Source organism: Streptomyces sp. NBC_01551 (assembly GCF_026339935.1).
Lineage (GTDB): Bacteria > Actinomycetota > Actinomycetes > Streptomycetales > Streptomycetaceae > Streptomyces.
Genome location: NZ_JAPEPX010000001.1, coordinates 1,628,719 through 1,641,732 on the forward strand (window position 1 = coordinate 1,628,719; position 13,014 = coordinate 1,641,732).

Below are 13,014 nucleotides of genomic sequence, written 5' to 3' on the forward strand. Positions count from 1 at the left end.
GGTACCCGGGCCCCACGTGGTGGTGCTGCCTACGTGCCGCAGGTGCTACTGGTTCTGGTTCTCACCGCGGTAGTACTCGTACACCCAGCCCCACAGACCGACCAGGATGACCGGGGCCGAGAAGTACATGAGCCACCAGCCGAAGACGACGCCCATGAAGGCGAGTGCGCCACCGATGGCCAGCGAGAGCGGCTGCCAGCTGTGCGGGGAGAAGAACCCCAGCTCGCCCGCCTCGTCCGCGACGTCGGCCTCCAGGTTGTCCTGGGCCATCTCGTCCACGCGCTTGGCCGTGAAGGCCAGGTAGTAGCCGATCATGACGCTCAGGCCGAAGGCCAGGAAGAGCGCGGTGGTGCCTACGGGCTCCTTCGACCACACGCCGTACACGACGGCCATGATCAGGATGAAGAAGGAGAGCCAGAGGAACATCTTGCCCTGGATCTTCACTTGCCGGCCTCCTTGCCACCGGTGACTGCCTTGGTGGGCACGCTGTGGTCCTCGAGGTGATCGAGGGCCGCGATCTCCGGGTGGTGCAGGTCGAACGCCGGGGATTCGGAACGGATCCGCGGCAGGGTGAGGAAGTTGTGCCGCGGCGGCGGGCAGGACGTCGCCCACTCCAGCGAACGGCCGTAGCCCCACGGGTCGTCGACCTCGATCTTCTTGCCGTACTTGGCCGTCTTCCAGACGTTGTACATGAACGGCAGCATCGACAGGCCCAGCAGGAACGAGCTGATCGTCGAGATCGTGTTCAGCGTGGTGAAGCCGTCGGCGGCGAGGTAGTCCGCGTAACGACGCGGCATGCCCTCGGCACCCAGCCAGTGCTGCACCAGGAACGTGCCGTGGAAGCCGATGAACAGCGTCCAGAAGGTGATCTTGCCGAGGCGCTCGTCCAGCATCTTGCCCGTGAACTTCGGCCACCAGAAGTGGAAGCCGGCGAACATCGCGAAGACCACGGTGCCGAAGACGACGTAGTGGAAGTGCGCGACGACGAAGTACGAGTCGGAGACGTGGAAGTCCATCGGGGGCGAGGCCAGGATGACGCCGGTCAGACCACCGAAGGTGAAGGTGACCAGGAAGCCGATCGTCCAGAGCATCGGGGTCTCGAAGGACAGCGAGCCCTTCCACATGGTGCCGATCCAGTTGAAGAACTTCACACCGGTCGGGACCGCGATCAGGAAGGTCATGAAGGAGAAGAACGGCAGGAGCACACCGCCGGTGACGTACATGTGGTGGGCCCACACGGTCACGGAGAGGCCGGCGATCGCGATCGTCGCACCGATCAGACCGATGTAACCGAACATCGGCTTGCGGGAGAAGACCGGGATGATCTCGGAAACGATTCCGAAGAACGGCAGCGCGATGATGTACACCTCTGGGTGTCCGAAGAACCAGAAGAGGTGTTGCCAGAGCAATGCCCCGCCGTTCGAGGCGTCGAACACGTGCGCACCGAACTTGCGGTCGGCCTCCAGCGCGAAGAGCGCGGCGGCGAGCACCGGGAAGGCGAGCAGGACCAGGACACCGGTCAGCAGGACGTTCCAGGTGAAGATCGGCATGCGGAACATCGTCATGCCGGGGGCGCGCATGCAGATGATCGTGGTGATGAAGTTGACCGAGCCGAGGATCGTGCCGAAGCCGGAGAAGGCCAGACCCATGATCCACATGTCGGCGCCGATGCCCGGCGAGCGGACGGCGTCCGACAGCGGGGAGTAGGCGAACCAGCCGAAGTCGGCGGCGCCGTTCGGCGTGACGAAGCCGGCCACCGCGATGGTCGAGCCGAAGAGGTACAGCCAGTACGCGAACATGTTCAGCCGCGGGAACGCCACGTCGGGCGCGCCGATCTGCAGCGGCATGATCCAGTTCGCGAAGCCCGCGAAGAGCGGGGTGGCGAACATCAGCAGCATGATCGTGCCATGCATGGTGAACGCCTGGTTGAACTGCTCGTTCGACATGATCTGCGTGCCCGGACGGGCCAGCTCGGCGCGCATGAAGAGCGCCAGGAGACCGCCGATGAGGAAGAACACGAACGACGTGACCAGGTACATCGTGCCGATGGTCTTGTGGTCGGTCGTGGTCAGCCACTTCACGATCACGTTGCCCGGCTGCTTGCGCCGCACCGGCAGCTCGTTCTCATACGAGTCGGCGGCGGCACCCTGGGATTCGTTGAGGATGCTCACAGTTTGTTCACTTCCGCATTCCGGGCCGGGTCGGTCTGCTTGATGCCGGCGGGGAGGAAGCCGGTCTGGCCCTTCTCCGCCAGTTCCTTCAGGTGCGCCCGGTACTCCTCCGGCGAGACGACCTTCACGTTGAAGAGCATCCGGGAGTGGTCGACACCGCACAGCTCGGCGCACTTGCCGACGAAGGTGCCTTCCTGGCTGGGCGTGACCTCGAAGACGTTGGTGTGGCCCGGGATGACGTCCTGCTTGAACAGGAAGGGCACCACCCAGAAGGAGTGGATGACGTCGTTCGACGACAGGATGAAGCGGACCTTCTCACCCTTGGGCAGGTAGAGGGTCGGGCCCGGGTTGTTGGTGTCCGGGTTGCGCTCGCCGGGGACGCCCTGGGTGTAGACACCCTCGGCGCCCGCCGGGAAGTCCTTGGTGAAGCGGTCCGGGATGGAGGCGAGCTCCTTGGGAACCTCGCCCGCCTTCGGGGTCGCGGCGTCACCGTCGACGTTCTCGATGTAGTTGAAGCCCCAGCTCCACTGGTAGCCGATCACGTTGATCGTGTGCGCCGGCTTGGGGGTGAGGGCGAGGAGCTTCGACTCGTCACGCGCGGTGAAGTAGAAGAGCACCGAGACGATGATGAGCGGGACCACGGTGTACAGCGCCTCGATGGGCATGTTGTACCGGGTCTGCGGAGGGACCTCCACCTTCGTCCGGCTGCGCCGGTGGAAGATGACGCTCCAGATGATCAGGCCCCAGACCAGGATGCCCGTGATGAGGGCAGCTGCCCACGACCCCTGCCACAGGGACAGGATGCGAGGCGCCTCCTCCGTGACCGGATAGGGCATTCCGAGGCGGGGGAAGTCTTGCCAGTTGTACGAGCAACCAGTGGCGGTCGCCAGGACCGCGCCCGCAGTCAGCGCCTGGAGCAGCTTCCGCCGCATCGGGCGCCGCGGCGAGCGGTCGGAGCCGTAGGGACTCACGTAGCGCCTTCCCGAGAGTCTCGGCCCGCGCGGCCGGGCGCGGCCGTATTCGGGTCGGTCGCCGGCCCTGACGCAGGCAGGGGTTTGGATGTTTATGCGGACCAAACCCTACTGGACGCTATTTGGGGTCGCGCGGGGAGGGTGCCCAACGCGCCGCTACTGCCCCCGAAGGGATGGATCCGCCGTCCGGGGGACGGTCCATCCGGCCCTGAATGGTGGGCTCCGGACGACATCTGACGGCCCCTGACCTCGGTCGCTCCCGGCCTCCGGTTAGCGTGGCGGGATGCCCTACTTCGACACCGCGTCCGCCGCCCCGATGCATCCCGTGGCCCGTCAGGCGCTGCTGGCCGCCCTGGACGAGGGGTGGTCGGACCCGGCCCGGCTCTACCGGGAGGGGCGGCGGGCCAGACTGCTGCTGGACGCCGCGCGGGAGGCGGCCGCCGAGGCGGTGGGCGCTCGCCCCGACGAGCTCGTGTTCACTCCTTCGGGGACGCACGCGGTTCACTCGGGCATCGCGGGGGCGCTCGCGGGGCGGCGCCGCGTCGGCGGGCATCTCGTCGTATCGGCGGTCGAGCACAGTTCCGTACTGCACGCGGCCGAGACCCACGCGGCGGCCGGCGGCACGGTCACGGAGGTCCCGGTCGGCCGGACCGGCGCGGTCGCGGCCGACGGGTACGCGGCCGCGCTGACGGCGACGACGGCGCTGGCGTGCCTGCAGTCCGCCAACCACGAGGTGGGCACGGTGCAGCCGGTGGCCGAGGTGGCGGAGGTCTGCGGGGCGGCCGGGGTGCCGCTGCTCGTGGACGCGGCGCAGTCGCTGGGGTGGGGGCCGGTGGCAGGGGCCTGGTCGATCCTGACGGGCAGCGCGCACAAGTGGGGCGGCCCGCCCGGGGTCGGCCTGCTGGTGGTGCGCAAGGGGGTGCGCTTCTCGCCCCAAGGCCCGGCGGACGAGCGGGAGTCGGGGCGCTCCCCCGGCTTCGCGAACCTCCCGGCGATCGTCGCGGCGGCGGCGTCGCTGCGGGCCGTACGGGCGGAGGCGGACGCGGAGGCGGCCCGGCTGCGGGTGCTGGTGGACCGGATCCGGCGGCGGGTGGCGCGGCTGGTGCCGGACGTGGAGGTGGTGGGCGACGCGGAGCGGCGGCTGCCGCACCTGGTCACCTTCTCCTGCCTGTACGTGGACGGCGAGACCCTGTTGCACGAGCTGGACCGGGCGGGGTACTCGGTGTCCTCGGGGTCCTCGTGCACCAGCTCGACCCTGACCCCGAGTCATGTGCTGCGGGCGATGGGGGTGCTGTCGGAGGGGAACGTCCGGGTCTCGCTGCCGGCCGGGACCACGGCGGAGGAGGTCAACGGCTTCCTGGAGGTGCTGCCGGGGGTGGTGGCGGGGGTGCGGGCGGAGCTGGGGGTGGCGGAGCCGGAGCCGGCGGCGCCGGTGGCGGAGTCCGTGGAGCTGGACGCGCTGGGGCTGCGGTGCCCCCAGCCGGTGATCGAGCTGGCCCGGGCCATCGGCACGGTCCCGGTGGGCGGGACCGTGACCGTCCTGTCGGACGACGAGGTCGCGCGGCTGGACATCCCGGCGTGGTGCGCGATGCGGGGCCACGCGTACCTGGGGGAATCCCCCCGCCCCGAGGGCGTGGCGTACGCCGTCCGCCGCCTGCTGTGACGGCCGGGCCCGCCCGGACCCGGCCCTCGAACGCCGACCGATCCGACCTCGCCGGCGTTCGAGGCGCTGGGGGTCCGGGGCGGAGCCCCAAGGGTTACGACAGGTGGGCGCGGACCTCGGAGGCGGCGGGCTCGCCGTAGGCCTTGGTGAAGCGCTCCATGAAGTGGGCGCGGGCCAGGGTGTACTCCTGGGTGCCCAGGGTCTCGATGACCAGCGTCGCCAGCATGCAGCCCAGCTGCGCCGCCCGCTCCAGGCCGACGCCCCAGCCCAGCCCCGTCAGGAACCCGGCGCGGAACGCGTCGCCGACACCCGTCGGGTCGACCTTCGCGGTCTCCTCCGGGCAGCCGACCACGATCGGCTCTTCGCCGACCCGCTCGATCCGCACGCCCCGCGAGCCCAGCGTGGTCACGCGGGTGCCGACCTTCGCCAGGATCTGCTCGTCGCTCCAGCCGGACTTCGACTCGATGAGCCCCTTCTCGTACTCGTTCGAGAAGAGGTACGTCGCGCCCTCCATCAGGGTGCGGATGTTGTCGCCGTCCATCCGCGCGATCTGCTGCGAGAAGTCGGCCGCGAAGGGGATCCCCCGGGTCCGGCACTCCTCGGTGTGGCGCAGCATCGCCTCGGGGTCGTCCGCGCCGATCAGGACGAGGTCCAGCCCGCCCACCCGGTCGGCGACGGCCTTCAGCTCGATCAGCCGGGCCTCGCTCATCGCGCCCGTGTAGAAGGAGCCGATCTGGTTGTGGTCGGAGTCCGTGGTGCACACGAAGCGCGCGGTGTGCAGAACCTCGGAGATCCGCACCGACTCGGTGTCGACGCCGTGCCGGTCCAGCCAGGCCCGGTACTCGTCGAAGTCGTAGCCCGCGGCACCGACGAGGATCGGGCGGCTGCCGAGCTGTCCCATGCCGAAGCAGATGTTCGGGCCCACACCGCCCCTGCGGACGTCGAGGTTGTCGACAAGGAAGGAGAGGGAGACCGTGTGCAGCTGGTCCGCGACCAGCTGGTCGGCGAAACGGCCGGGGAAGGTCATGAGGTGGTCGGTGGCGATGGAGCCGGTGACTGCGATACGCACGGCGTGGACGCTCCTGCGAAGGAAGGCAAGCTGACAGTCAAAACTACCTGGTACCAGCAAGGGAAGCCGACCATACGAAACTACCCCGTAGTAGCTCTTTCTTCGTCGCCCGCGGGGTGCCTACGGTGCCCCCATGACCTACACGGATGACTTCGGTTACACCGAGTACACCGAGTACGTGCCCGACGGGCGCCCCGGCTTCGCGCGGCTGCTGGGCGACTGCGCCCGGATGGCCCCGCACTGGGCGGTCCCGGCCGGGCCCCGGCCGGACCCGGTGGCGCCCTCGCAGATCCACGGGATCAGCGTCCCGCCCGCCTCGGCCCGCCTGATCGCCGCGACGGCGGCGTACGGGGACGTCTAGCGGCGGGCAGGGAACCAGGAGCGCTCCCGTTCCGTCACACCCGCATCAAGCCCGAAGCGAACCAGCGGGACAGGCGAAGGAGCGATGCGGTGACCAGCGAAGAACCCGACACATCACGCGGCGCACGACGGCGGCCGGCCTGGGCCATCGGCTCGATCGCCGCCGCCGTCCTGATCGCGGGCGGCGGTACGGCGTACTGGGCGTCCACGGCCTACGGGGACGGCGGGGGCGGTGGCCGTACGGGGGACAGCTCGGCCTCCGCGCCCCGTGTCGCGCCGAGCCCCTCAGGCCCCGGCATCGCCCCCGGCGAGCCGGACCCGAACGGGGCCGGGGTGACGTACCGGGCGGAGGTCAAGCTGCCGGAGGCGCCGGACACCGCGCCCGCCTTCGCCGCGTCCGGCGAGGTCACCTCGCAGGAGGTGGCCCGGCTGGCGGCGGCCCTCGGCATCGAGGGCGCCCCGCGGCTGGCGGGCGAGACGTGGCAGGCCGGGGAGAGCGGCGACGGCTCGGGCCCCCGGCTGACGGTGAACCTCAAGGCTCCGGGCACCTGGAACTTCAGCCGCTACCAGCCGGGCAACGGCGCCGGGGACGACTGCGTGCGCGGCAAGGACACCTGCGGCCCCGGCACGCTCCCACTGGAGGCGGGACCCGGCAAGGCGGCGCAGGGCAGTCCGGCGCAGGGCGAGACGGCGCAGGGCAAACCGGTCAGCGAGGAGGCCGCGAAGGCCGCCGCGGCCCCGGTGCTCGCGGCCGCCGGCCAGGACGGAGCCAGGCTGGACGCCCGCCTCACGGAGGGCTCGGCCCGGTCCGTCACCGCGGACCCGGTGATCGGCGGCCTGCCCACGCAGGGCTGGGCCACGAAGATCAGCGTCGGCCCCGGCTCCGAGGTGCTGGCGGGCAGCGGCGAGCTGAAGGCCCCCGTGCGCGCCGGCGAGCAGAAGCTGGTCGGGGCCGTCGAGGCGCTGGCCCGGCTGAACGAGAAGGGGAAGGGCCCGGACGGCACCGGCCCCGGCCCGAGCGGCTGCGCGACCTCGGTCCCGCTGGAGCCGGACACCCCGGTCGGGCCCGGTGACCCGCTGCCCTGCAACCCGGAGCCCCGGCCGATGAAGCCGCCGCGGACCGAGACCGTCAAGGCGGCCGTGCTCGGACTGGCGCCCGGGACGGTCGACGGCGCGCGGGGTCTGGTGCCGGCCTGGCTGTTCGAGGTGGCCGGCAAGGACGGCGCCCCGAGCCACACGGTGGTCCAGCCGGCGGCGGCCGACGACGCCACCGCGGCCCCCGGGAACGGACGTACCGTGCCCGGATACTCGTACGCGCAGGCCGACCGGAAGCTGACGGTGAACTTCTGGGGCAGCGTGTGCAGCACGTACGCCCTGGAGGCGCGGGAGCAGCCCGAGTCGGTCCTGGTCAAGATCATCGACACCCCGAACCAGCCGGGGAAGGCCTGCATCATGCTCGCGCAGGAGATGACCGTCACGGCCACGCTCCGGGAGCCGCTGGGTGACCGGAAGGTCGTCGACGCGACCTCGGGCAAGCCGCTCCCCCGCCAGTAGGCACCCGGTACGCGCGGGAACGCGAGAGGGCCCGGCCACCAGACGGTGGCCGGGCCCTCTCGTTCGCCCGGGCTCGGCGCGCAACGCTCCGCCCGGACGGGTGTGGTTAGCTGAACGAGTCGCCGCAGGCGCAGGAGCCGGTGGCGTTCGGGTTGTCGATCGTGAAGCCCTGCTTCTCGATGGTGTCGACGAAGTCGATCGAGGCACCGTGCAGGTACGGGGAGCTCATCCGGTCCGTGACGACCTTCACGCCGTCGAAGTCCTTCACGACGTCGCCGTCGAGGGAGCGCTCGTCGAAGAAGAGCTGGTACCGCAGGCCGGAGCAGCCGCCGGGCTGGACGGCGACGCGCAGCGCCAGGTCCTCACGGCCTTCCTGCTCCAGCAGGGTCCTGACCTTCTCGGCGGCGGCGTCGGACAGGAGGATGCCGTCGCTCACGGTGGTCTTGTCGTCCTGTACGGACATCTGCATTCACTCCCGAAGTGGGCGGCTCCCCGCCGGAAGCAGGGAAACGTCGGACTCTTGCCGTCGATGGCAACGAGCGGGGCCGCGGATTCATTCCTGACCCGACGCTTGTTTCAGATATTCATGCTCGCACACCGGCGCGGACGAGTGGACCCGATGGACGGGCGGCTGTCGACGCGCCCGAATTCGTCACATGGACACTATGGCCATCGTCAAAGTGACGTGAAGCGGTTATGATAGATAGCGTCAAATAGACGAGAAGTCGAAGCGAACTTCAGAAGTCCCTAGTCGCAGAACAGAAAGGGTGCGTGTCGTGACCACCGCCCAGCCCTTGGACGTCCAGCCGACGCCCCTTGCCCTGCTGCTGCTCGGCCGCGAGGCCGACCCGAAGAGCGAGCGCGGGGTGGAATGCCCCGGCGACCTGCCCTCGCCGTCGGACCCGGACCTGGTGGCGCGGGCCCGCGCCGCCAAGGAGAAGCTCGGCGACAAGGTCTTCATCCTCGGCCACCACTACCAGCGTGACGAGGTCATCGAGTTCGCGGACGTCACCGGCGACTCCTTCAAGCTGGCCAAGGACGCGGCCGCGAAGCCGGAGGCCGAGTACATCGTCTTCTGCGGCGTGCACTTCATGGCCGAGTCCGCGGACATCCTGACCTCGGACGACCAGAAGGTGGTCCTGCCCGACCTGGCCGCCGGCTGCTCGATGGCCGACATGGCCACCGCCGAGCAGGTCGCGGAGTGCTGGGACGTGCTGGCCGAGGCCGGCATCACCGACGTGACGGTGCCCGTCTCGTACATGAACTCCTCCGCCGACATCAAGGCGTTCACCGGCAAGCACGGCGGCACGATCTGTACGTCGTCCAACGCGAAGAAGGCCCTGGAGTGGGCCTTCGAGCAGGGCGAGAAGGTGCTCTTCCTCCCGGACCAGCACCTGGGCCGCAACACCGCTGTGCGGGACATGGGCATGTCGCTGGACGACTGTGTGCTCTACAACCCGCACAAACCGAACGGCGGCCTGACGGTCGAGCAGCTGCGCGACGCCAAGATAATCCTGTGGCGCGGCCACTGCTCGGTCCACGGCCGCTTCTCGGTGGACTCGGTCAACGACGTGCGCGCCCGCATCCCCGGCGTGAACGTCCTGGTCCACCCCGAGTGCAAGCACGAGGTCGTGGCCGCCGCGGACCACGTCGGCTCGACGGAGTACATCATCAAGGCGCTGGAGGCGGCCCCGGCCGGCTCCAAGTGGGCCATCGGCACCGAGCTGAACCTCGTCCGCCGCCTGGCGAACCGGTTCGCCGCCGAGGACAAGGAAGTCGTCTTCCTCGACAAGACGGTCTGCTTCTGCTCGACGATGAACCGCATCGACCTCCCGCACCTGGTGTGGACCCTGGAGTCCCTGGCCGAGGGCAACCTCGTCAACCAGATCCGGGTGGACAAGGAAACGGAGAGCTTCGCGAAGCTCGCCCTGGAGCGCATGCTCGCGCTGCCGTAGGACCCGTGGCGACCACCGGGTCGCCGGACACGGCCGAAGGGCCGCCCCTCGACGTGAGGGGCGGCCCTTCGGTGCGTACGGGACGGGGTCAGGCCTTGGCCGGGACCTCGTCTTCCTTGGCCGCGGGGGCCGGGACGACCGTGAGGCGGGACGTCTTCTTCGCGCGGCGGCGTTCCTTGCGGAGTTCGACCATCGTGTAGAGGGTCGGCACCAGGAGGAGCGTCAGCAGGGTCGAGCTGATCAGGCCGCCGATGACCACGACCGCGAGCGGCTGCGAGATGAAGCCGCCCTCGCCGGTGACGCCCAGGGCCATCGGAAGCAGGGCGAAGATCGTCGCCAGGGCCGTCATCAGGATCGGGCGGAGCCGGTGACGGCCGCCCTCGACGACCGCCTCGACGACGCCGAGGCCCTGTCGGCGGTACTGGTTGACCAGGTCGATCAGGACGATCGCGTTGGTCACCACGATGCCGATGAGCATCAGCATGCCGATCATCGCGGGGACGCCCATCGGGGTGCCGGTCACGATGAGCAGGCCGAGCGCGCCGGTGGCCGCGAAGGGGATCGAGACCAGCAGGATCAGCGGCTGGACCAGCGAGCGGAACGTCGCGACCAGCAGCATGAACACGATCGCGATGGCCGCGAACATGGCCAGGAACAGCGAGGCGAAGGCCTCGTCCTGGTCCTCGGAGACACCGCCGATGGTGGCCGTGGCCCCGTCGGGCAGGTCCAGCGCCTTGAGCTTCGTCTGGAGCGTGGCGCTGACGGCTCCGGTGTTGTCGCCGGTCGGCCGGGCGGTGATGGTGGCGGCGCGGGCGCCGTCGATCCGGGTCATCGCGACCGGGCCGGGGACCTCCTTGACCTCGGCGATGTCGCCGAGCTTGACCGGCCCGACGGGCAGCGCCCGGAGTTCGGCCAGGGTGGTGGCCGGCTGGGCGGAGCGGATGACGATGTCCCGCTCGGTGTCGTCCAGTACGGCCTTGCCCGCCGGGTTGCCCCGTACGGCCTGCGCGACGATCGCGCCGAGCGCGGCCTGGTTCAGGCCCGCCTCGGCGGCCTTGGGCGTGGCGGTCACCGAGATCCGGGGCACGGACTGCGACAGGTCGCTCTGCACGTCGGCGACGTCCTTGAGCTTGGCGACCTCCGTGCGGACCTCCTCGGCGGCCTCGGCGAGCACCTTGGCGTCACCGGCCTTGACGACCACGCTGAGGTTCTGGTTGCCGAAGCCGTCGCCGGCCACGATGCGGGTCTCGCCGATGCCGTCGAGGCCGGCCAGCTTGCCCTCGATCTCCTTCTTGACGGCGTCCGCCTTGCCGGCGTCCGCCAGGGTGACCTGGTACGAGGCCTGGTTGGAGCCCGTACCGCCGCCGAAGGCCGCGAGGAAGCCGGAGGAACCGACGGTGACCTGGTAGTCCTTGACGCCCTTGACCGAGCCCAGCACCTTCTCGATCTTGCGGCTCGCCTCGTCGCTGGCGGCGAGGGAGGTGCCGGGGGCCAGCTCCTGCTTGACCGTCAGGACTTCCTGCTCGCCCTGGTCGAAGAAGTTCGTCTTCAGCAGCGGGGTCATCCCGAAGGTGCCGAACAGGACGACGACGGCGATGGCCACACTGGTGAGCCGGCGCCGGGTCGCGAAGCGCAGGACCCGGACGTAGAAGCGCTGGAGGCGGCTGCGCGCCTCCTTCTCCTCCGCCTCGCGGCGCGCCTTGGCGGCGCTCTCGGCATCGCCGGCCGTCACGCCCTTGGGGGCGCTCAGGAACCAGTACGACAGCACCGGTACGACGGTCAGCGACACGAGCAGCGAGGCCAGCAGGGCCGCGGTGACCGTGAGCGAGAAGGAGCCGAACAGCTCGCCGATCATGCCGCCGGTCAGGCCGATCGGCAGGAAGACGGCGACGGTGGTCAGCGTGGAGGAGGTGACCGCGCCGGCGACCTCCTTGACCGCGGTGATGATCGCGGCTTCGCGCTCCTCGCCGTAGCCGAGGTGGCGCTTGATGTTCTCCAGGACCACGATCGAGTCGTCGACGACGCGGCCGATGGCGATGGTGAGCGCGCCCAGCGTCAGCATGTTCAGCGACAGGTCGCGGGTCCACAGCACGATCAGCGCGAGGACGACGGACAGCGGGATGGAGACCGCCGTGACCAGCGTCGAGCGCAACGAGGCCAGGAACACCAGGATCACGATCACCGCGAAGAGCAGGCCGAGCATGCCCTCGGTGGTGAGGCTGGAGATGGACTTGGCGACGGCCGGGCCCTGGTCGCTGACGACGGTCAGGGCGGCGCCGGAGCCGAGCGTGGAACGCAGCTCGGGGAGCTTGTCCTTGACGGCGTCGGAGATGGCGACCGCGCTGCCGTCCTTGTCCATGGTGAGGACGAGGGCGAGGCTGGGCTTGCCGTTGGTACGGGTGATGGAGACGGCCTTGGCGGTCTCCTGCTTCACCGTGGCGACGTCGCCGAGGCGGACGGCCTGCTTCCCCGGGCCGGGGCTCAGGCGGAGGTCCTCCAGCTGGGAGAGGGAGGTGAAGCCCCCGCCGACGCGGACGGTCCGGTTCTTGCCGCCCTCGTCGAAGGCGCCGGCGGGGACGGTCGCGCCGCCCGCCTGGATGCCCTGGGCGAGCGAGGCGCCGTCGAGGCCGGCGGCCGCGAGCTTGGCGTCGTCCGGGGTGATGGTGACCTGGAGGTCCTGGACGCCGTCGACGCTGACCTGCGCGACGCCGTCGACGTCCTCCAGGACGGGGACGACGGAGCTCTCCAGCTGGTCGGCGAGCGCCTGCTGGTCCTTGTCGGAGGTGACGGCGAGGATCACGGTCGGGATGTCGTCCGTGGAGCCGGCGACCACCTGGGGGTCGACGTCGGCGGGCAGCCGCACGCGGGCCCGGTTGACGGCCTGCTGGACGTCGGCGACGAGCTGCTTGGTGCCGCTGTCGCCGTAGTCGAAGCTGGCCATGATGAGGGCGTTGCCCTCGCTGGCGGTCGAGGTGATGCCGGTGAGGCCGTCAACACCCTTGAGGGTGGCCTCGATCGGCTCGATGACCTGCTTCTCGACCACGTCGGGCGAGGCGCCCTGGTACGGGGCGAGCACGGACACCATCGGGAGTTCGATGGACGGCAGCAGCTGCTGTTTGAGCTGCGGGATGGCTATGGCGCCGAAGACGAGCGCGACGATCGACACGAGGCCGATCAACGCCCGCTGGGCAAGGCTGAAGCGGGACAGCCAGGACATGGTCGGGGATCTCTCTGCAGTGACGAACGCGAGGGCCTTCAGCCTCGCTCACGC

10 protein-coding genes are annotated in these 13,014 nt (G+C 70.1%); 4 read left to right on the top strand and 6 right to left on the bottom strand.

The window, feature by feature from the left end; all coding sequences use genetic code 11:
• Nucleotides 1-45 precede the first annotated feature (45 nt).
• From OG982_RS07320 to coxB, 3 genes are read right to left on the bottom strand one after another with little or no spacing between them, the layout of a single operon-like run.
• Complete coding sequence (locus OG982_RS07320; RefSeq protein WP_266788690.1) at nucleotides 46-444, bottom strand: cytochrome c oxidase subunit 4; 399 nt, start codon at nucleotides 442-444, stop codon at nucleotides 46-48.
• Entirely contained in the window at nucleotides 441-2,171 is a 1,731-nt protein-coding gene (ctaD, locus tag OG982_RS07325; RefSeq protein WP_266788688.1) for a cytochrome c oxidase subunit I, read from the bottom strand. The genes OG982_RS07320 and ctaD overlap by 4 nt, the downstream gene beginning before the upstream one ends.
• The gene (gene coxB, locus OG982_RS07330) at nucleotides 2,168-3,142 is read right to left on the bottom strand and encodes a cytochrome c oxidase subunit II (protein ID WP_266788687.1); all 975 of its coding nucleotides are present in this window, start codon (nucleotides 3,140-3,142) and stop codon (nucleotides 2,168-2,170) included. The genes ctaD and coxB overlap by 4 nt, the downstream gene beginning before the upstream one ends.
• 283 nt (nucleotides 3,143-3,425) lie before the next feature.
• Here coxB and OG982_RS07335 point away from each other — a divergent pair, with 283 nt between their 5' ends.
• The gene (locus tag OG982_RS07335) at nucleotides 3,426-4,805 is read left to right on the top strand and encodes a cysteine desulfurase/sulfurtransferase TusA family protein (RefSeq protein ID WP_266788685.1); all 1,380 of its coding nucleotides are present in this window, start codon (nucleotides 3,426-3,428) and stop codon (nucleotides 4,803-4,805) included.
• Nucleotides 4,806-4,899: 94 nt separating this feature from the next.
• Here OG982_RS07335 and OG982_RS07340 read toward each other — a convergent pair whose 3' ends face one another.
• A complete protein-coding gene (locus OG982_RS07340) occupies nucleotides 4,900-5,874 on the bottom strand; it encodes a carbohydrate kinase family protein (RefSeq protein ID WP_266948189.1) in 975 nt (324 codons plus the stop codon).
• Nucleotides 5,875-6,007: 133 nt separating this feature from the next.
• On the opposite strand from OG982_RS07340, the gene OG982_RS07345 reads away from it, so the two are divergent.
• Together OG982_RS07345 and OG982_RS07350 are read left to right on the top strand one after the other, a co-directional pair.
• Nucleotides 6,008-6,235: a hypothetical protein gene (locus OG982_RS07345; RefSeq protein ID WP_266788681.1), complete on the top strand. Its 228-nt coding sequence runs from the start codon at nucleotides 6,008-6,010 to the stop codon at nucleotides 6,233-6,235.
• Between the two features lie 89 nt (nucleotides 6,236-6,324).
• Complete coding sequence (locus tag OG982_RS07350; RefSeq protein ID WP_266948191.1) at nucleotides 6,325-7,788, top strand: hypothetical protein; 1,464 nt, start codon at nucleotides 6,325-6,327, stop codon at nucleotides 7,786-7,788.
• A gap of 106 nt (nucleotides 7,789-7,894) precedes the next feature.
• Here the strand turns inward: OG982_RS07350 and erpA are convergent, their stop codons facing one another.
• A complete protein-coding gene (gene erpA, locus OG982_RS07355; protein WP_008738845.1) occupies nucleotides 7,895-8,251 on the bottom strand; it encodes an iron-sulfur cluster insertion protein ErpA in 357 nt (118 codons plus the stop codon).
• A 304-nt stretch (nucleotides 8,252-8,555) separates the two neighbouring features.
• Between erpA and nadA the strand changes: the two genes are divergently transcribed.
• Nucleotides 8,556-9,743: a quinolinate synthase NadA gene (nadA, locus tag OG982_RS07360; protein WP_266948193.1), complete on the top strand. Its 1,188-nt coding sequence runs from the start codon at nucleotides 8,556-8,558 to the stop codon at nucleotides 9,741-9,743.
• Between the two features lie 88 nt (nucleotides 9,744-9,831).
• Here nadA and OG982_RS07365 read toward each other — a convergent pair whose 3' ends face one another.
• A complete protein-coding gene (locus OG982_RS07365; protein ID WP_266788675.1) occupies nucleotides 9,832-12,960 on the bottom strand; it encodes an efflux RND transporter permease subunit in 3,129 nt (1,042 codons plus the stop codon).
• Nucleotides 12,961-13,014: the final 54 nt, after the last annotated feature.

Coding starts and splice junctions, on each gene's coding strand:
- OG982_RS07335 (WP_266788685.1), top strand. CDS start 3,426: ATGCCCTACTTCGACACCGCGTCCGCCGCCCCGATGCATCCCGTGGCC.
- OG982_RS07345 (WP_266788681.1), top strand. CDS start 6,008: ATGACCTACACGGATGACTTCGGTTACACCGAGTACACCGAGTACGTG.
- erpA (WP_008738845.1), bottom strand. CDS start 8,251: ATGTCCGTACAGGACGACAAGACCACCGTGAGCGACGGCATCCTCCTG.
- OG982_RS07365 (WP_266788675.1), bottom strand. CDS start 12,960: ATGTCCTGGCTGTCCCGCTTCAGCCTTGCCCAGCGGGCGTTGATCGGC.